Annotated in this window: 1 protein-coding gene; it reads right to left on the bottom strand. The window is 48.8% G+C overall.

Annotated features, from left to right (window positions below; translation table 11 throughout):
• Positions 1-23208: a linear gramicidin non-ribosomal peptide synthetase LgrB gene (gene lgrB / locus HP399_RS31025; protein ID WP_255653594.1), complete on the bottom strand. Its 23208-nt coding sequence runs from the start codon at positions 23206-23208 to the stop codon at positions 1-3.
• Positions 23209-23227: the final 19 nt, after the last annotated feature.

Raw genomic sequence — 23227 nt, forward strand, 5'->3', positions numbered from 1 at the left:
TTAATTCCCCTTTCTTTTCTTCAGCTTGGAGAGAACCTTGTTTAACTCCGTCTGACTCAAGTCTGCATCCTCGAAGTCTTCGACTCTATAGCTTTGTTTCTCCGCTTGTATCAGTGAACGCAGGATTTCCGTGAACTGATGGGCGAAAGTCTCGACGCTCGCTTCACTATGCAATGTCTCGCTGTATAGGAAGCTTAGGTTCAGCTTGCCTCCTGTGACTGCCCCTACCACATCAATCAGATGAGCCCTTCTGTTGTCCGGACTGATGTTGGAGCCTCTTTCTCCTGTCGCAAATCCAAACAGGGAATCTCCTTCTCCCGCCTGATTGAATTGTCCCAGATAGTTGAAGCTAATCGGTGGTTGCGGAATAGCCGCTAGCTTTTCGGACACCTCGTTATCTTTCGTCAGGTAGCGCAGGATGCCGTATCCAAGGCCTTTGTTCGGAATTTGTTGAAGCTTCTCTTTGACTATTACCAGCGCATTTTCCTGAGTCATGTTCTGATCCAGTCGAATCAGGAGTGGATACATGGACGTAAACCAGCCGACCGTGCGGGAGAGATCGACCTCCGAGAACAATTCTTCTCGACCGTGACCTTCTAGGTTGACTAGTAGGGACTGTTCTCCCGTCCACTTAGCGTGTGCCAATGCTAACGCGGTCAATAGAACATCATTGATTTGCGCGCGATAACGGGACGGTACTTTCTGTAACAGGGTTTCCGTCTCTTCTTCTTCCAGTGAAATCGTAATCGTCCGGCAGTTCCCTTCTGTGTTCAACTCACCGTCATGGATTGGCGGTGTAAAGGAGACCATCTCGTCTGCTGCAGTTATCCAGTACTCCTTTTCAGCGACAATACGTTCAGAAGATGCGTACTCATTCATTTTTACTGCCCATGCCTTGTAGGAGGTTGTCTTTGCTCGCAATTGAATCTCTGTTCCTTCAGCAGCTTGCCTATATGCCGTTTGCAAGTCTTCGATCAGAACTCGCCACGATACGCCGTCTACCGCCAAATGGTGGATGACAATCAGCAAGCGACCCGGTCGATCATATCCGAGATCGAAGTACACGATCTTCATGAGCGGTCCGTTTTCTAAATCTAGGCTCGCTTGTGCTTGGTGTGAAAGTTTTTCGATTCTTCTCATGTGCTGAGCTGGCGAGACCATGCTAAGATCCTCCAGCATGAGCAAACCTTCCGATTCGACTTCTGCGTGTGTCTGCTTCCACTGTCCATCTGTGTAGGTATAACGCAGGCGTAGCGCGTCGTGGTGAGTGAGCAGTTGGGTAATGGCTCGCTCCAGATGCTCTTCGTCCAATTGCTCATTTACTTGCAGGAGCATCGATTGGTTCCAGTGATGTGGTGTTGGTTGCTCTTGCTCGAAGAACCATTTTTGGATCGGCAATAGTGGAGCTTCACCTGTTACCATTCCTTGCTCTGCTTCCATTTTCGTGCTATGGCCTGCAACCTTTGCCAACTCTGCAATCGTTTGATGGTCAAAAAGATTTTTCGGAGTTAGATGGATGCCAGCTGTGTTTGCACGCGCGACGATTTGAATGCTGAGAATGGAGTCGCCCCCAAGCTCAAAAAAGTTATCGTGAATGCCGATGCGATCCATTCGGAGAACAGCGCACCAGATTTCCGTCAGTCTTTGTTCGATTAGGCTCGTAGCCTGTGCAAACGAATGAACATCTTGGCTGCGATCATAGACAGGGACTGGAAGTGCTTTTCTGTCTACTTTTCCGTTTGGCGTAAGCGGCAATTCATCCAGCATGACGAAAGCGGTCGGCACCATATAATCCGGAACATGTGCTTTGAAGTGTTGGCGCAGTTCGACTGTATCCATTTCTTGCTCCGCTTCTTTGACCGCATAAGCTACGAGCTGTTTCTTTCCTGGTTCATCTTCACGGACAATGACTACGGATGCGGCAAGTGAAGGGTGTTTGGCTAAAACTGCCTCTACTTCACTTAGCTCGATACGGAATCCGCGGATTTTTACCTGATTATCGATTCGGCCGATGAATTCGATGAGGCCATCTGGCAGGTAACGAACCAAGTCACCAGTCCGATAGAGTCGTGCCTGCGGATCGGTTGAGAACGGGTTGGGTACAAAGCGTTCTTCCGTCAAATCAGGACGATTCAAATATCCTGTAGCCAGACCATCTCCACCGATGTACAGCTCACCTGTTACACCAATTGGGACGGGGTGCATTTTGCCATCAAGAACGTACACAGTCGTATTCTTGATGGGACGGCCAATCGGGAAAGAACTAATCGTCTCTGGCAACTCCGTGACCGGATAGCAGCAGGTGAATGTCGTGTTTTCCGTTGGACCGTACCCGTTGATAATCGTGATCCCTTCGATTTCCAACGCTTTTCTTACGTGAGGAACCGAGACGACATCTCCACCCACGAGCAGTTGCCGAACCCCCGTCAGGTATTCTTTGTAATGATCGACCATCAGTGTGAACAGTCCCGCCGTCAGCCAAAACGTCGTAACCTTATGCGTCTGAATGGCTTGTCCCAACTCTTCCAAGGAAGGCAGATCAGGTGGCATCAGCACTAGCTTTGCCCCATTCAGCAAGCTGCCCCAAATCTCAAAGGTCGCCGCATCGAACGATACCGTGGACGCTTGCAGGAAAACGTCCTGCTCTGTGATCGTCACGTAGTCTGTTTCTTTGACGAGACGGGCAATGCCTCGATGGATGACAAGCGTTCCTTTTGGCAACCCGGTAGAACCAGAGGTGTAGATCACGTAAGCGAGACTTTCCGCTGTGGTGTCAATGTCAGGTGCCAGTTCACTTTCTTCGTCCATCATCACCCAGTCGCGATCCAGACAAATGACTGTATGCTCTCCAGGTGGGAGTGATGGTAGAAGCTGCTCCTGTGTGAGCAAAACAGTAACGTGAGCATCGTCCATCATGTATGCCAGACGTTCTTTTGGATAGTCCGAATCGAGCGGTACATAAGCCCCACCAGCTTTGAGAATCCCGAGCACCCCGATCAGCATTTCGAGAGAACGCTTCACGCAGATACCGACGAGTGAACCTGGGCGAACGCCTTGCTTTTGCAGGTAGTTAGCCACTTGGTTGGCTCGTGTCTCTAACTGGGAGTAAGTGAGACTCTGGTCACCCGCTACCACTGCTATGCGATTCGGGTAAAGCATCGCGGTCTGTTGGAACAATTGATCCACGCGTTGATCCCGTGGGTAAGCCGTCGTGGTGTCGTTCCATTCCACAAGCAGTTGCTCCTGTTCTGCCTGAGGCAAAAACGGCAATTGAGTAATGGTTAGTTCCGGCATCTGAACGATGGCTTCAAGTAAGTGATGGAAGTGCTGTGACATTCGCACAATCGTCGTTTCATCAAACAACGCTGTATTGTACTCAAACGTTGCGATCAGTTCATCTTGTTTTTCTGCCATGGTCAACGTCAGGTCGAACTTGGCGGTGACGAGGTGTTTGTCCATATCGAATTCCGATACGCGAATGCCAGCCTTTTCGTCTAAATCTAGCTGGAAGTTTTGGAGGACAAACATCACTTGGAACAGCGGCGAGTAACTGAGACTACGCTCTAGCGCCAGTTCATCGACCAATTTTTCAAACGGAAGATCCTGATAGGCATAGGCTTCTAGCGCCGTCTCCTTCACTCTTGCCAGTAAGTCACGGAATGTCGGTTCCCCTGACATGTTCGTACGGAGCACCAATGTATTAATGAAGAATCCAATCAATTGTTCCGTCTCTTGTCTATTGCGTCCTGCGACAGGGCTTCCGACGAGGATGTCTTCCTGTCCACTGTAGCGGTAGAGAAGAGTTTGGAAGGCAGCCAGCAAGGTCATGAACAGCGTCGATTCTTCTTTACGGCTAAGTGTTTGTAATTTGTCGAGAAGTTCACCTGCGAGCGTCGTTGAGTAAATCGCTCCCTCGTACGTTTGTACAGCAGGACGTGAACGGTCTGTCGGCAAGGTGAGAAGCGGTTCAGCACCACCTAATTTTCCACTCCAGTAAGAAAGTTGTTCGTCTAATACCGAACCTTGGAGCCACTCGCGTTGCCAAGCCGCGTAGTCAGCATACTGCACAGGTAAATCAGCCAATGCTGGTATATCGTTTTGGCTAATCGCTTCGTAGGAGGTGAACCATTCGCGAATGAATACTCCCATCGACCAACCGTCAGAGATGATGTGATGCATGTTCAAAAGGAAGACTGTTTCTTGCTCGCTTATGCGAATCAAGGTGGTACGGAACAACGGACCTTCGCTCAGGTTGAATGGCGTAGCTGCCTCTATTCCTGCCAGACGCTGTGTTTCTGCTTCGCACTCGTCCGTTGGTAGCTCCCGCAAGTCGATTACACGTAACGACTGTTCTTGGTAAGCGTGAATCATTTGTACGGCTTGCCCATCTACGTGGTCAAAGGTTGTCCGCAAGCTTTCATGGCGCTGGATCAGTACCTGCAAGCTCTTGTTCCAAGCCTCCAGTTTCAGGTCTCCGTGCAATCGCATCGCGGACGGGATGTTGTACAAGGCACTGTCTGGCATCAGACGATCCAGGAACCACAGACGTTGTTGCGCAAAGGACAATGGCAGATGACCTTCCCGTGAAACAGGTACGATCGAAGCTCCGGTTGTTTCTTGCAAAAAGCTTCCGAGTGCTTCGGACAGTTCTGCAACGGTTGGGTTTTCGAAAAGCGTACGGATAGGTACTTCTCCTGCAAACATGTCACGAAGACGGGAAATGACCCGTGTCGCTAAGAGAGAATGCCCACCCAACTCGAAGAAGTTGTCATGAATCCCGACTTTTTCGATACCGAGCACATGCGACCAGATTGTGGTGACCAGCTCCTCCGTTTGGGTGCGTGGCGCTACATACTCTTGAGTAGAAGCCATCTGCCCCCACTCCGGCTCTGGCAGTTGCTTCCGGTCGATCTTGCCGTTCGGTGTGAGCGGCATAGCGTCCAGCCAGACAAAGACTGATGGAACCATAAACTCTGGCAATTTTGCTTTTGCCCAGACCGCTAAGTCAGTGGCCTCTTCGCTACTTTCGTCTTTTGTCGTCACATACGCCGCCAGACGTTTGTCACCCAGCTTGTCTTCTCTTGCCATCACCACGGCTTCCTTGACAGCCGGATGGGTGCGAAGGACAGCCTCCAACTCTCCCAACTCGATCCGATAGCCGCGAATCTTCACCTGGTGGTCAATTCGTCCCAAATACTCGATTTGACCATCTGGGAGATACCTGACCAAGTCACCGGTGCCGTACATCCGTGCATGCGGGTCAGCGTGGAATGGATTGGACAAGAATTGTTCTGCTGTCAGCTCGGGGCGATTCAGGTACCCGCGAGCCAATCCGTCACCGCCAAGATACAGTTCCCCAGGTAAGCCCAATGGTACAGGTTGTAGGTTGGTATCAAGAATATACGCTTGTGTGTTGGACAAAGGACGGCCAATCGTCGGTTCTGACGTGGCGCCTTTGGTGACCTGTACATACGTGGAGTAGGTCGTATCTTCAGACGGACCATAAAGATTAAAGACTTTTTCGACATGCTCCAGTGCATATAGGCTTTGCACCAATGTGTTTGGCAGTGGCTCTCCAGCTAGGTTGACCACTCGTACCGTCGACGGGATCGCGTTCATCCGCACCAGTTCTTTCGCCGCAGATGGAACGGTATTGATTAAGGTCACTTCGTTGACTGCTGGCAGGCTCGGTACATGCAAGGCGTTGTCAGCCAAGATGACTTTCCCGCCGTAGCTTAAGGTCACGAATATTTCATAGACAGACAGATCGAAGCAGATGGAAGTGGAAGCGAGCACGCCACTCATTTCTTCAGCCGAAAAGATAGTTTTCGCCCAAGCGATGAAGGCAATGACACTACTGTGCTGAATCGCTACCCCTTTAGGCAGACCTGTCGACCCCGAGGTGTAAATGACATACGAAAGGTTCGTTGGCTCTACCAGATTGAGCAAGTTCTCTTCGCTTTTCTCTGCAATAAGCTCCCAGTCACGATCCAGGCAGATCACTTGTGCTGGATGTTCAGGCAGCATGGATAGCAGGCTTTCTTGGGTCAACAGGATCGCCGCTTGCGAATCCTCCAAGGTATAGCCGATTCTCTCTTGTGGATACGCGGGATCAATCGGTACATACGCCCCACCAGCTTTGAGAATCCCCATCATCGCTACGATCATCTCAGTCGTGCGTTCCATGAGAACAGCGACCAAGACCTCTGGACCGATCCCTTGCGCACGCAGATAGTGAGCCAACTGGTTTGCTCGTCGGTTCAGCTCCGCGTACGTCAGTCTTTCTTCTCCGACGATTAAAGCCTCGGCATCCGGTGTAGCGACTACTTGTGCTTCAAACAGCTGGTGCATCACTGCATCACGAGCATATTCCGTTTCCGTTGCGTTCCATTCCACTACCAGCTTGTGGCGTTCCTCATCCGTAATAAATGAAAGTGTAGTCAGCGGCTGTTCCGCTTGTGCAGTTAGGGCATGTAAAACCTGCGACATCTGTTCTAATACTTTAACAATCACTTCCGTATCAAAACGCCCTTGCTCATAGATCAATTTGAGAGCAAGTTCATCGCCAGGAGCCGCCACCAATGTCAGTGGGTAATTGGTTTGCTCCACTGCTTGGACTTCACTCAGCGACACCCCAGAATCTGAATCCTCACTCGTGCTGTTCAAGTAGTTCTCAAAAACGAGAATACTGTCAAACAACGATTGTCCATGTGGAACCTCACTCCAGCCTTGGACGTCTACAAGTGGTGTGTATTCATACTGGCGGATGTCTAATTGTGTCTTTTGCAAGTGTTGTAACCATTCCTGTATCGTTTGGCTTGGATCAAACATGACGCGGACAGGTAACGTATTAATAAAGAGTCCTACCATGTTTTCCACTCCTGGCAGCTCTGCTGGACGACCAGAAACTGTCGTTCCAAAGACAACATCGTCTGATCCGCTGTAACCGCTCAGGATGAGTGCCCATGCCCCTTGTACTAACGTATTTAGCGTCAACTGCTGCTTGCGGGCAAAAGCTTGCAGGTGGGCCGTTACTTCCTTGGATAAGTAAACGGTTCGATCTCTGTAGGTTTTAGGCTGTATGGCATGACTGCCTGCTTTTCCTATAGCAAGTGGTGTTGACTCGTAGAAACCTTTTAACTGCTCACGCCAATAGCGCTCTGCAACTTGCTTATCTTGCTTATTGATCCATGCGATATAGCGACTGAATGGTTGGACTGCTTCTAATTTTTCTTCTTCGCCTCTATAGATCGCTTGGTAACTTGCCTGCCAATCTTGCAAGATAAGTGGCATACTCCAGCCATCTAGCAAGATATGATGGAAGCTCCATAAGAAGCGATACGTATTATCGTTTGTGGAAAACAATGTCCAACGCATTAATGGCGCCTGATTAAACTGGAAGTTTCGCACGCGGTCTTTTTCCATGTACGCTTGGATTTCAGCTTCCTGTTTAGCGACATCCACATGGCGTAGGTCGATTTTATCTATGCTTACTTTTACTTGTTTTCGGACAATTTGATGCGGTTGTTCCAAACCTTCCCATATAAAGGAGGTACGAAGAATCGAATGACGGTCGACTATTTTCTGCCATGCCTGCTCGAATGCTTCCAAGCTAATATCTCGCATTGTCATGAGGAACTGTACAACATAATCGCCACCCTCTTGTTCATACAGAGAGTGGAACAGCATCCCCTCTTGCAGTGGAGTCAGCGAGTATACACTTTCGATCTGACGATCCGAAGCGATGTATTTGTCGATAGACTGCTGATTTAGATTAGCCAGTGGGAAGTCTGACGGTGTGTAGCCGATTTCTTCTGCCGATTGAGTGTAAGACATAATCTCTCGCAGTGCTTCCATGTAATCATCAGCAACCGCCGCAATCGTCTGTTCGTCATGGATGTTTTCGTTGTACAACCAGGTGACGTGTAGCTGATCTCCTGTAACCGCACTAATGATATCTAGCAAGTTCTCTCGAATCGAATCAGGGGCAAGATTGGCTCCACTGCATTCAGACGCTATGCCAAAAGTAGAGGAAACCGCCACCGTCTGATCAAATTGCCCAAGATAGTTGAAGCTGATTTGCGGTTTCGGTTGGGCGTTCAGGTGGTGGTGTAGTTCAAGATCATCACTTAGATAGCGCAAAATCCCATAGCCAACACCCTTATTTGGAATCTGGCGGAGCTGTTCCTTGACTGTCTTCAGCGTATGTCCCCAAGTTTTTTCTTGCTCGATAGAGATCTGTAACGGGTACATACTTGTGAACCAGCCAACCGTATGGGATAAATCTGCCCCTTCGATAATCTCCTCGCGTCCATGCCCTTCCAGAAGTACGACCATCGTCTCTTTTCTTGTCCATCGAGTCAGTGCTTTTGCTAAGGAAGCAAGCAATACGTCATTGATTTGCAGCCGGTAGGAAGGGAGCGTTTCGTGAAGCAAGTTGCGCGTCTCTTCGGCGGTCAGCGTAAGTGTAATCTGTTTCGTGGATGCCTCGGTGTTTTGGGCTGACTCATACGTACGGTCTACAGGAAGTGGCTCCACTTCATATGCTTGATTTGTCCAAAAGTTTTTTTCCATTTCGAGCGCATCAGAGTTGGCATAAGCGTGTAACTGTTCAGCCCATGCCTTAAACGAGGTCGTTTTTGACGGCAATTGCACCGCCTGACCATTTACAGCTTGCTCATAAGCCGCCTGCAAGTCTTCCAGCAAAATGCGCCAGGATACCCCGTCGACTACCAAGTGATGAATAGCGAGCAGGAGTCGTCCCGCGCGTTCTTTTCCAAGGTGGAAGTACACTGCTCGGAACATCGGGCCTTCTGTGATGTTCAGACTCGCCTGCTTCTCGCCTGCAATTTCTTCCAATCGCGCGAATTGTTCCTCTGGTGAGATGTCAGTCAAATCAACCAAATCGAAAGGTGCAGGTTCGCCCAAGCCCTCGATGTGTTGTGACCATAAACCGTCGTTGTTGGTATAACGCATGCGTAAAGCATCGTGGTGTGCAAGCAACTCGGTAATGGCACGCTCCAATGCGTCCGTATCCACCGGTTCCTCGACTGTCAACAAGAAGGATTGATTCCAGTGATGGATAGACGGTTGATTTGCGGCAAAGAACCACTTCTGGATTGGTGTAAGCAACACATTTCCGGTCACAATGCCTTGCTCCGCCAGTTGAATAGCGTTTTCCCCGTTTCCAGTGGTTGAAACGAGAGCTGCCAGTTCAGCGATTGTTTGGTTTTCAAAGATCTGTTTAGGTGTAAGACGAATCCCTGCTTGGTTAGCCCGAGAGACGATTTGGATACTCAGGATCGAGTCTCCTCCGAGTTCGAAGAAGTTGGAGTTGATACTGATTTCTTCGATTCTGAGAACGTCTTGCCAAATCTCAGACAGTTTGCGCTCGATATTGGTATGTGGTGCAACGTAGTGCTCATCACTTGTGTTCGCATAGTCAGGTTTTGGCAGGGCCCTACGGTCTACTTTCCCGTTTGGCGTAAGCGGCAATTCATCCAGCATGACGAAAGCAGATGGCACCATATAATCCGGAACATGTGCTTTGAAGTGCTTGCGCAGTTCGGCTGTATCCATTTCTTGCTCCGCTTCTTTGACCGCATAAGCTACGAGCTGTTTCTTGCCCGGTTCATCTTCTCGAACAATGACAACGGATGCGACAAGATCTGGGTGTTTGGCTAAAACTGCCTCTACTTCACTCAGCTCGATACGGAATCCGCGGATTTTCACCTGATTATCGATTCGGCCGATGAATTCGATAAGACCATCGGGCAGATAACGAACCAAGTCACCCGTTCGATAGAGTCGTGCCTGCGGATCGGTTGAGAACGGGTTGGGTACAAAACGTTCTTCCGTCAAATCAGGACGATTCAAATATCCTGTAGCCAGACCATCTCCACCGATGTACAGCTCACCTGTTACGCCAATCGGGACGGGCTGTATTTTGCCATCAAGAACGTACACAGTCGTATTCTTGATGGGACGGCCAATCGGGAAAGAACTATTCGTCTCTGGCAACTCCGTGACCGGATAGCAGCAGGTGAATGTCGTGTTTTCCGTTGGACCGTACCCGTTGATAATCGTTAGTCCTTCGATTTCCAACGCTTTTCTTACGTGAGGAACCGAGACGACATCTCCACCCACGAGCAGTTGCCGAACCCCCGTCAGGTATTCTTTGTGATGATCCACCATCAGTGTGAACAGTCCCGCTGTCAGCCAAAGCGTTGTAACCTTATGCTTCTGAATGGCCTGTCCCAACTCTTCCAAGGAAGGTAGATCAGGTGGCATCAGCACTAGCTTTGCCCCATTCAGCAAGCTGCCCCAAATCTCAAAGGTCGCCGCATCGAATGATACCGTCGATGCTTGCAGGAAAACATCCTGTTCTGTGATCGTCACGTAATCAGTTTCTTTGACGAGACGGACAATGCCTCGATGGATGACAAGCGTTCCTTTTGGCAACCCGGTAGAACCAGAGGTGTAGATCACGTAAGCGAGACTTTCCGCTGTGGTGTCAATGTCAGGTGCACGTTCACTTTCTTCGGCAATCATCGCCCAGTCGCGATCCAGACAAATCACGGTATGCTCTCCAGATGGAAGTGACGATAGAAGCTGCTCCTGCGTGAGCAAAACAGTGACTTGCGCGTCGTCCATCATGTAGGCCAAACGTTCTTTTGGATAATCCGAATCGAGCGGTACATAAGCCCCACCAGCTTTGAGAATCCCGAGCACCCCGATCAGCATTTCGAGAGAACGCTTCACGCAGATACCGACGAGTGAACCTGAGCGAACGCCTTGTTTTTGCAGGTAGTTCGCTACTTGGTTGGCTCGTGTCTCTAACTGGGAGTATGTGAGGCTCTGGTCTCCCGCTACCAATGCTATGCGATTCGGGTAAAGCATCGCGGTCTGCTGGAACAATTGATCCACACGTTGATCCCGTGGGTAAGCCGTCGTGCTGTCGTTCCATTCCACAAGCAATTGCTCCCGTTCTGCCTGAGGCAAAAACGGCAATTGAGTAATGGTCTGCTCCGGCATCTGAACGATGGCTTCGAGTAAGTGATGGAAGTGCTGTGACATTCGCACAATCGTCGTTTCATCAAACAGCGCTGTATTGTACTCAAACGTTGCGATCAATCCGTTTTGTCTTTCTGTCATCGTCAACGTCAGGTCGAACTTGGCGGTGACGAGGTGTTTGTCCATATCGAATTCCGATACGCGAATGCCAGCCTTTTCGTCTAAATCTAGCTGGAAGTTTTGGAGGACAAACATCACTTGGAACAGCGGCGAGTAGCTGAGACTACGCTCTAGCGCTAGTTCATCGACCAATTTTTCAAACGGAAGATCCTGATGAGCATAAGCTTCGAGCGCCGTCTCTTTCACTCTCGCCAGCAAATCACGGAATGTCGGTTCTCCTGACAGATCCGTACGTAGCACCAATGTATTAATGAAAAAACCGATGAGCGACTCGGTCTCCTCCCGATTTCGTCCTGCAACCGGGCTTCCGACGAGGATGTCTTCCTGTCCACTGTAGCGGTAGAGCAAAGTTTGGAAGGCAGTCAGCAGTGTCATGAACAGCGTCGATCCTTCTTCACGGCTGAGCAAATTCAACTTTGCTAACAGTTCAGCTGAAAGTGTAATGGTATGCATCGCGCCAACGTGGCCTTGAACGGCTGGACGCGGACGATCTGTCGGCAAAGCTAATAGTGGTTCGGCATCGACTAGCTTTTCTTTCCAGTACGCTAGCTGTTGCGTAAGCACATCTTCTTCCATCCACTTCCGTTGCCATACAGCGTAATCGGCGTACTGCAATGTCAGATCAGCTAATGCAGGTTCTTTGCCGTGAACAAATGCCTCGTACAGTGCTCGCATTTCTTTGATGAAAATACCGATAGACCAGCCATCGAAAATAATATGGTGCATGTTAAATAAGAAGACGGCCTCTTGCTCGCTTATGCGAATCAAGGTGGTACGGAACAACGGACCTTCGCTCAGGTTGAATGGCGTAGCTGCCTCTATTCCTGCCAGACGCTGTGTTTCTGCTTCACACTCGTCCGTTGGTAGCTCGCTCAAGTCGATTACACGTAGCGACTGCTCTTGGTAAGGGTGAATGATTTGAACGGCTTGCCCATTGACGTGGTCAAAGGTTGTCCGCAAGCTTTCGTGGCGCTGGATCAGTACCTGCAAGCTCTTGTTCCAAGCCTCCAGTTTCAGATCCCCGTGCAATCGCATCGCGGACGGGATGTTGTACAAGGCGCTGTTTGGCATCAGACGATCCAGGAACCACAGACGTTGTTGCGCAAAGGACAATGGCAGTTGACCTTCCCGTGAAACAGGTACGATCGAAGCTCCGGTTGTTTCTTGCAAAAAGCTTCCGAGTGCTTCGGACAGTTCTGCAACGGTTGGGTTTTCGAAAAGTGTACGGATAGGTACTTCCCCTGCAAACATGTCACGAAGACGGGAAATGACCCGTGTCGCTAAGAGAGAATGTCCGCCCAACTCGAAGAAGTTGTCATGAATCCCAACTTTTTCGATCCCGAGTACGTGCGACCAGCTCGTGGCTATCAGCTCCTCCGTTTGGGTGCGTGGCGCTACATACTCTTGTGTAGAAGCCATCTGCCCCCACTCCGGCTCTGGCAGTTGCTTCCGGTCGATCTTGCCGTTCGGTGTGAGTGGCATAGCGTCCAGCCAGACAAAGACTGATGGAACCATAAACTCCGGTAATTTTGCTTTTGCCCATGCCGCAAAGTCAGTGCCGTCTTCCCTACTTTCCTCTTCTGTCGTCACATACGCTGCCAGACGTTTGTCACCCAGCTTGTCTTCTCTTGCCATCACCACGGCTTCCTTGACAGCTGGATGGGTTCGAAGGACAGCCTCCAACTCTCCCAACTCGATCCGATAGCCGCGAATCTTTACCTGATGGTCAATTCGCCCCAAATACTCGATTTCTCCATCTGGGAGATAACGGACCAAGTCGCCAGTGCTGTACATCCGTGCATGCGGGTCAGCGTGGAATGGATTGGACAAGAAACGTTCTGCCGTCAGCTCTGGGCGATTCAGGTACCCGCGAGCCAATCCTTCCCCGCCAAGATACAGTTCCCCCGGTAAGCCCAATGGTACAGGTTGTAGGTTGGTATCAAGAATATACGCTTGTGTGTTGGACAAAGGACGGCCAATCGTCGGTTCTGACGTGGCGCCTTTGGTGACCTGTACATACGTGGAGTAGGTCGTATCTTCAGACGGACCATAAAGATTAAAGACTTTTTCGACATGCTCCAGTGCATATAGGCTTTGCACCAATGTGTTTGGCAGTGGCTCTCCAGCTAGGTTGACCACTCGTACCGTCGACGGGATCGCGTTCATCCGCACCAGTTCTTTCGCCGCAGATGGAACGGTATTGATTAAGGTCACTTCGTTGACTGCTGGCAGGCTCGGTACATGCAAGGCGTTGTCAGCCAAGATGACTTTCCCGCCGTAGCTTAAGGTCACGAATATTTCATAAACAGACAAATCGAAGCAGATGGAAGTGGAGGCGAGCACCCCACTCATTTCTTCAGCCGAAAAGACGGTTTTCGCCCAGGCGATAAAGGCAAGGACACTGCTGTGCTGAATCGCTACCCCTTTGGGCAGACCTGTCGAGCCCGAGGTGTAAATGACATAGGAAAGGCTCGTTGGTAACGCCAAATTTGGCAGGTTCTCTTCGCTTTGCTCCGCGATGAGCTCCCAGTCACGATCCAGGCAGATCACTTGTGCTGGATGTTCAGGCAGCATCGACAGCAAGCTTTCTTGGGTCAACAGGATCGCCGCTTGCGAATCCTCCAACGTATAGCCGATTCTCTCCTGTGGATACGCGGGATCAATCGGTACATACGCGCCGCCAGCTTTGAGAATACCCATCATCGCTACGATCATCTCAGTCGTACGTTCCATAAGAACAGCGACCAAGACCTCTGGGCCGATGCCTTGCGCACGCAGATAGTGAGCCAACTGGTTTGCTCGTCGGTTCAGCTCCGCGTACGTCAGTCTTTCTTCTCCGACGATTAAAGCCTCGGCATCCGGTGTTGCGACTACTTGTGCTTCAAATAGTTGGTGCATCACTGCGTCACGAGCATATTCCGTTTCCGTTGCGTTCCATTCCACTACCAGCTTGTGGCGTTCCTCGTCTGTGATGAATGAAATGGTAGAGAGATGTTCCGTAGGCTGAGCCATCATTGACTCTAATACTTTGATCAATTGAGCCAATACCTTATCCATGGTGAACTGCTCGAATCGATTGGTTTCATAAATCAGCTTGAGCATTAGCTCTTCGCCAGGCGCTGCCACCAATGTCAATGGATAGTTCGTCTGCTCAACTGCTTTGATTGCGTTTAGCGACATGTCTGTATTGGCATTTGTTTTTGCACCAGACAAGTAGTTCTCGAAAACGAGTATGCTGTCAAACAACGCCTGTCCAAGTGGCACTTCGCTCCAGCTTTGAATGTCAACGAGCGGCGTGAACTCGTACTGACGTATCTCACTCTGTTCCTGTTGGATGTTCTGCAGCCAGTCGATCACCGTCATTTGTTCCGAGAAAAGTACGCGAACAGGCAGAGTATTGATAAACAGACCCACCATGGAGTCCACTCCACGCAAATCTGTAGGACGTCCCAGGTTGGTTGTCCCAAATACCACTTCCGACTCACCTGCGTAACGACTTAAAATCAAGGCCCACGCACCTTGGACCAGCGTATTCATCGTCAGTTGATGCCTACGGGCAAAAGTTTGCAGACTCGCAGTTGTTTCCTTCGATAAAAGAGTCATATGATCTGCGTATTCTTTTTGTTGCACAGCCCTTCCACCCGGGTTCCCCATGCTAAGGGGAGTTGGTATTCGGAAGCCCCGCAGATGATTTCGCCAATACTGCTCTGATACCTCAAGACTCTGCTGCTTTAACCAGGCAATATAAGAGGAAAACGGAGGAGCGACAGACAGTTTTGCTTCGGTACCATCAACAGATGCCTGATAATAGGCCAACCAATCGTTAAGGACGATCGGTGTACTCCAACCATCCAACAACATATGGTGAAAGCTCCAAACGAGTTGACTGGTTTTCGAATCTAGACGAATCAACGACCACCGCATCAATGGCGGGTGAGCGAGATCAAAGCCTAGCTTGCGATCTTGTTCGAGATAGGTTTGCAAGTTCGCTTCTTGCTTTTCTTTCGTTAAGTGACTCCAGTCCAGTTGTTCGACATGTGCTTTTACTTTTGTATGAACAACCTGATGTGGTTTTTCTAATCCGCTCCATAAGAAGGAGGTTCGGAGGATGGCATGACGCTCAACAACTTTTTGCCATGCTTCTGAAAACATCGCCACATTCAAGTGATCCAAATTCACGACCAGTTGAACGACGTAGTCCCCGCCTTCTTGCTCATAAAGTGAGTGGAACAGCATCCCCTCTTGTAACGGGGTGAGCGTGTAAATGTTCTCGATCAGACGATTGTTTCCGATGAACTTGTCGAGGCTTTTTTGATCCAACTCTGCCAATGCGAAATCGGATGGTGTATAGCCACCTGCCTCTTCAGAGCGACAATGGGCAATGATCGCTTGCAATGATTGCACATAGTCACGAGCAAGCTCTTCAATCGTTTGTTGTTCGTACATATCGCCGCTGTACGTCCAGGTCATTTCTAACTGATCTCCCGCCACCATGCTCTGGAAATCAAGTTTATGGAGTCGGGCTTCATCCTTGCTCAGATTTGATGCTGACCAGTTCGGAATGATCTGGAACAAGGAAGAATCAGCCGTTTGATCCTGATCAAATTGTCCTAAATAATTGAAGCTAATCTCAGGTTGCGGATAAGCTTGCAGGGTATTTAACGTTTGTTCATCTTTGCTTACATAACGATGAATGCCGTAGCCAATCCCTTTGTCAGGAATCGTGCGCAATTGTTCTTTGACTGATTTTATCAGGGAACCCCAAGGCGTCTTTGGCTCCATTTCCAGCAAGACCGGGTACATGATTGTGAACCAGCCTACTGTACGAGAAATGTCCACGCCATCGATGATCTCTTCACGCCCGTGTCCCTCCACTGAAACATAGAGTGTCTCTTGCCCCGTCCAGTTGTTATAGGCTCGGATCAAAGCACTGAGTAACACGTCGTTAATCTGAGTACGGTAAGCGGCTGGTACCTCCTGCAATAAGGCACGAGTCTCGTCCACATCCAGTTTTATCTTTACTTGAACGGCCAGACTTTCTGTGTTCTTTCCATTTGGATGGTCAACAGGCAGGTTGAGTACATGACTTGTATCCAGATTCGCCCAGTATTCGTCGACTACGCTTTGCTCTGCGTACTGTGTCAACTGTTCCGACCATTGCTTGAAAGAAGTCGTTTTCTGAGGCAAATTCAGCTGTTGCAACCCTGTCAATTGTTGATAGGCCATTTGCAAGTCTTCCAGAATAATTCTCCAAGAAACACCATCGACAGCGAGATGATGAATCGCAATGAACAGACGCTGTTTGGCCCCGCATTGGAAGTATGCAGCACGAAGCAATGGTCCTTTTTCGATATCCAGACTTTCTTGTAGCTGGTCTGCAATGGCTTGCATTTGTTCCTCTATGTCCGTTTCAAGTACAGCTGTCAAATCTACTACCTGAAACACGTCCTCATCCGAAACGACATCATGATATTGCTCCCATTTTCCGTTGACGTTCCGAAAACGCAGGCGCAAGGCATCATGGTGAGCAAGAATCGTCGCAAAAGCTTTTGCCAATAAACTTGCATCCATCTCTTCACGCACAGCAAGCATGACAGATTGATTCCAGTGGTTTACATGGCAAATTTCCTGCTCAAAGAACCACGTCTGAATGGGTGTCAGAGGCAATTCGCCTGTAACAACACCCTGCTCCATTTGCACTTGTGGTGCATCCTCAAGAACAACGACACTTGCAGCCAATTCTGCCAATGTTTGAGAGTCAAACAAGTGCTTTGGTGTAAATCTGATACCCGCCTGATTGGCACGCGACACAATTTGAATAGTCAGAATCGAATCGCCGCCCAGTTCAAAAAAGTTATCGTGAATCCCGATTGACTCTACACCTAGAACTCCTTGCCAGATTTCGGCCAGCTTGTGTTCTATTTCTGTTTGTGGGGCAACAAAGCAATCTTCCCATTGAGCTCGCAAGGCATCGGGTACCGGCAAAGCACGGCGATCAACTTTTCCGTTTGGAGTGAGAGGCAGGGCATCCATCAGTATGATGACAGATGGCACCATGTAGTCTGGAAGTCTATCTTTCAAAGACTGACGCAATTCATTCGTCTGTACCTCTTCTCCCTCATGAAGCACGGCATAAGCCACCAGTCGTTTCACTCCAGGCGTCAAGTCTTCCCTGACGATCACCACTGCTTCCGAAACAGCTGAATGTGCATACAAGGCCGACTCTATTTCCCCCAGCTCAACCCTGAATCCCCGAATGCTTACTTGATCATCGGCGCGTCCAATAAACTCCAAATTGCCATCTACCAAATAGCGAACCAAGTCGCCAGTGCGATACATCCGTGCCCCTTCATCTGTAGAGAACGGATTGGGTACAAAGCTGGCTTCCGTCAGATCAGGACGGTTCAGATAGCCGCGTGCTAAGCTTTTCCCCGCGATGTAAAGTTCCCCGACAACTCCTACAGGCACAGGCTTTCTGCTTGCGTCGAGTACATAGACAGATACGTTGTCAATGGGACGTCCAATGGAAGGAGCCGCTTCTCGTTCTCCCTGCACGGGCACGATGCCAGCAGTAGCAACGACAGTATTTTCTGTTGGTCCGTATTGGTTTACCAACGTAAACGGTACATTCGCAGACGGGTAATGGTGCAAGGTATCACCACCCGTCAACATGTAGCGCAATGCTGAGTCGGCTGGCCAATTCAAGGTAAGCAGGCTCTCTGCCAAAGGCGTTGGTAAAAAGCTTATTGTGATGCCTGATTCGACTAACCAAGTACGCAGTTTTTCCGGTACGAGACGAATCTCTTCCTGTGGCAGGCAAATCGTAGCACCTGCCGTCAAATACGGCCAAATCTCCCACACCGAAGCATCAAAAGCTGTACCTGCTATTTGCGATGCACGGTTCGCAGCGATTACGTTGTACGCTCGCTGATGCCAATTGACTAGATTCAAGAGTGATCCGTGCTCGATCTCCACTCCCTTTGGTGTTCCTGTAGAACCTGACGTATAGATGACATAGGCGAGTTGTTCTGCTTTGGCCGTAACCGCTGGCGCAACCGAACTCATCTCAGCAATGACATGCCAATCTCGATCCAAGCAAAGGAACGTTGCAGCGTCTTTTGGTAATGCACCTACCAACCGCTCTTGGGTTAAGACCAATGACATCTGTGAGTTCCTGATCATAAAAGCGAGTCGTTCTTGGGGGTATGCAGGGTCCATCGGCACATAAGCGGCACCTGCTTTGAGAATCGCGAGTTGACCGATCACCATCTCGATGGAACGCTCCACGCAGATTCCTACCAAGTCTTCCGAGCCAACCCCTTGTTTTAGCAAGAGATGAGCGAGCTGATTGGCCTTCGCATCCAGGTCTGCATAGGTGATTGCACCTTGCTCACCCGAAACGGCAATCTGATCAGGCAACGTTTGTGCCAGTTGGGCAACACGTTCGTGCACGCAAAGATCGCGGGAATAATCAACCTCAGTATCATTCCAACCGACGAGTAGCTGATCTCGTTCTACATCGCCTAACAGTTCCACTTCCGTTATTTTCTGTGCTGGGTTGGTCGCAATAGCTTGCAAAAGATTGCGGAAATGCTCAGCCATGCGCTCAATCGTCGTACGATCAAATAGATCTGTGCTGTATTCAAACACACCCTTGAATCCGTAATCCTCGTCTTCAATCATAGTGAGAGTCAAATCAAATTTGGTCGTCTTGTTGAGATTGACTTCATTAGGTGTAATGGATATCGTCTCGCCTTTCCGTACACCCGTTGACATTCCCTGTACGGAGAAAAGTACCTGGAATAGCGGCGAATAGCTAAGACTGCGCTCAATTTGTAATTCATCGACCAATCTTTCAAAAGGAATATCCTGATTGGCAAAAGCATCAAATGCCGTCTCACGAACACGTCGTAACAGCTCAACGAATGTAGGCTCGTTAGACAGGTCAGTACGAAGAACCAGCATGTTGACAAAGAACCCGATTAGGTTTTCTATTTCCTGACGATTACGTCCCGCAACAGGTGTGCCTATCAGAATATCTGTGGTATGTGTATAGCGGTACACGAAGTGCTTGAATGCCGCTAAGAGCGTCATGAACAGTGTCGCGCCTTCTTGTCGCCCAAGCTCGCGTAGCTTTTGCCCCACTTCACCTGGCACGAAGAAAGAATAATTGTCACCGCGATAGCTTTGCACGACTGTCCGTGGGCGATCCGTCGGAAGTGGCAAAAGTGGTTCACTCTGGCCCAGTTTCTTTTTCCAATAGCTGAGCTGCTGCTCCCATACATTGTCTTGCCAGTTCTCTCGTTGCCAGATTGCGTAATCGCGATATTGAATGGGTAAATCGGCAAGCGGTACTTCTGCTTCTTTGACGAATGCTTCATACACTGTGCTTAGCTCGTTTACCATTACATCCATAGACCAACCGTCTGAGATGATGTGATGCATATTCATCCAGAGAACGGACTCTTGTTCCTCCAGTCGGATCAACGCTGCTCTCATCAGCGGCCATTGATCCAGTTGGAATGGAGTCGCGCCATCTTCTTCCACCTTACTCATCCATATAGCGCCTTTTTCCGCTGCTGGCATGTCGCGTAGGTCAGTGACAGGAAGTGACAAATGTACATTTGAATGAATTACTTGAACCGCTCGTCCTTCTATGTCCTTAACCGTTGTTCGAAGGGATTCATGCCGCTTGATGATTTCATTCAAAGCACGTTCCATTACATTCGTATCGACTGCTCCACGCAGATGGAATCCGACCGGAATGTTGTACATGGCGCTATTCGGAATAAGCCGATCAAGGAACCATAGACGTTGTTGGGCGTAAGACAGCGGTAACTCTTGAGAACTGTCCAATGAAAGCGGTTTTATCGGACTTTGCTTTATCGGCTCCGCACCTTGGCGAGTGAATTGAATACGTTCAGCCAATTCTGCTACCGTCTGATAGGTAAAAATCTCACGCATCTGAAGCTGAGTTTGAAATAGTTTGGATGTACGGGACAGCAATTGTGTCGCTAAAAGCGAATGCCCTCCCAATTCGAAAAAGTTATCGTGGATCCCGACTTGTGATACACCAAGAACCTCCTCCCAAATCCGGGCGAGCAATTCCTCAATTGGATTGCGCGGCGCACTGTACGCGTTGCCTGTTTGCACATTGCCATCTGGGAGTGGCAAAGCTTTGCGATCAATTTTGCCGCTCGAGGTCAGTGGGAACTCTTCCATTTGAATGAAATGAGACGGAACCATGTAATCTGGCAGCGTTTCGCGAAGCAGTGTACGTAATGAGGCAACAGTCCACACCTGATCGGCGATGATATAGGCGCATAGATACGCTTGATTGTTATGATCTGTGTGTGCCACTACCACTGCATCACGAATCGATTCTTCTTCAATCAACTGGTTACGAATTTCGTTCAACTCAATCCGAAAGCCACGAATTTTCACTTGATGGTCAATACGTCCGAGGTATTCGATGTTTCCATCCTTGCGATAACGAGCCAGGTCGCCTGTACGGTACATGCGTTTGCCTGCTTCAAACGGATGGGGAACAAACTTTTCGTTCGTCAATTCTTCATTATTTAGATATCCTCTCGCCAATCCAGCTCCGGCAATGCATAATTCACCAGGAACTCCGATTGGCTGCAATTGACCATACTGATTGACGATATGCATTTGATAGTTGGCCAATGGCTTTCCAATAGGCACAGGATTTTCTATCAAGTCTACCGTGAGTGAGTAGCAGGAAGCATAAATCGTAGCTTCGGTCGGACCATAGATGTTCTCCACTTTCACTTCTGGCAATACGTTATATACTTTTGGCGCAAGATCATTCGGCATTGCTTCCCCGGCAGCCATGATGTATCGCAGGCGGTTTCTCTCTTTTCGCCCCTCTAGATACTCGACAAAAGGAATGAGCATAGATGGAACAAAATTGACGTGAGTTACGTCATAATTTACAATGAATCCCCAAATTTTGTCAGGTTCTTTCTCCGCGCCAGGTTCGAGAATCACCAGTCTGCCGTTGCCGGGAATCCAGCCGAAGATTTCTGCGATAGATACGTCGAAGGTATAGGTCGTTTTTAACAAATACGCATCTTTTTCTTGTAGCGGATATTTCTCTTGCAGTGCGAAGATTTGATTCAATAGACTCGCATGCTCGATCATGACGCCTTTCGGTTTGCCTGTCGAACCCGATGTATAGATGACGTATGCAAGATTACTCGTTTGGACAACATTCGCAAGATTACCCGGTGCTCCCTGATAAAGCTCCTCCGCCTCTAGATCAAAGATCCGATTTGCAAAATCAATTGTCTCTAAAAAGCGTTTTTTTGTAAGAAGTAGCACACTGCCGCTATCCTGTAAAATGTATTCGATGCGTTCCTTCGGATGAGTCGGGTCTATTGGTAAATATGCTCCGCCTGCTTTAAAAATCGCAAGAATGGCAATGATCATTTCCGGTGAGCGTTCTGTGAGCAAGCTGACAATACTTTCTGGTCCGACCCCTTTTGCACGTAAAAATGTAGCAAGTTGATTAGCCTTTTCGTTTAGCTCACGATAAGTTAGCTTTTGCTCTCCCATGACCAGCGCAATGAAGTGTGGTTGTTTCTCTGCACGCTCTTCAAAAATCTGGTGAATCAGATAATCAATAGGATAATTGCGATATGTATCATTAAAAGTATGGAGCTGAAGGTGCTTCTCTTCGGAATTTACCACTTCTAGATTTTTTAGAAGGATATCCGGTGTATTTGTCACTTGCGTCATGATCGTTGTGAGTTGTTGGTTGAGGTGCTGGAGTTGATCTTCCGTAAATACGGATGCATTGTATATATACGTAACTGTGAGGGTATCGTCTGAGGTGACCATTATGTTTAGGTCGTAGTTGGTTTGTTCAAAAGCATGCAGATTTGTGAGAGTGAATTCTTGGTTATATTGGTTCAGACGGGTCAAAAGCTCTGCGCCCATCGGATAGTTTTGGAACAGAATAATATGATCGATCAGTTGTTGATTTTTCTGAATGTCCGCGAGGGAAAGATAATGATATTTTTCCAGCGAAATCGACTCTTCTTGTACTTGTTTCACCAGATCAGAAAACGTTTGATTCTCTCTCATCTGAACACGGATAGGTATGGTATTGATAAAAAGTCCAACCATCTGCTCGACATTCGGGATATCGATTGGACGGCCAGAGACAACCGATCCGAATACAACGTCATCGATATTGCTTTGGCGCTGCAACATGAGACCCCAGATGGTACGAAAGAGATTGTTTACAGTCACTTGCAATTGTTTTGCGATTTTATTCAAGTGGCTCGTCAACGACTGACCAATCGTGAAGACCAGCTCTGCTTGATTGTATTTGATTCCGGTACCCTGGTTTTGAATAAATGTGCTCGGCTCATAGCTACTTAAATACCGTGACCAGTTGACTTTTGCCTCTTCTGCATCCTGTTCCCCTAACCAGCTTATGTACGTGCTGTACGGATAAACTTGGCCGAGATTTACTGGTCGTTCGTCTTTTAATTGTTGATAGATTTGGAAAAAGTCATGTAACACAATCGGAATGCACCAGCCGTCAAGCAAAATGTGATGGTGACTCCAGATCAGTGTATAGGCATCAGAAGCGGTTTGGACAAGAGTGAGGCGAATGAGCACATCTTTTGCCAAATCAAAGTTTTTCTGACGTTCTCTTTTAGCAAAGTCCTCCAAAAAGACAGCTTGCTCGTCTTCAGAGAGGTGTGTGATATCTATCACCTGCACGTTTGTCTTTCTTTCCTTGAGTACAATTTGTCGCGGCTTTTGAACCTTTTCAAGGATAAAGACAGTTCGGAGAATATCGTGTCGCTCGATCAGCGCGTTTAAGCTTTGTTCGAGAAGAGCTGGATCGATGAGTCCTCTAATGGTAAATCGCAATTGTTCAAAATAGGACTCTGTTCCTTCGTCCAGGAGGGAATGAAATAACATTCCCTCTTGCATGGGAGATAACGGATATATATTGGCGATCTTTTTACTTGACACGTCTACTCTCCTCCTGAGC

It is taken from the genome of Brevibacillus sp. DP1.3A (genome assembly GCF_013284245.2).
Taxonomy (GTDB): domain Bacteria; phylum Bacillota; class Bacilli; order Brevibacillales; family Brevibacillaceae; genus Brevibacillus.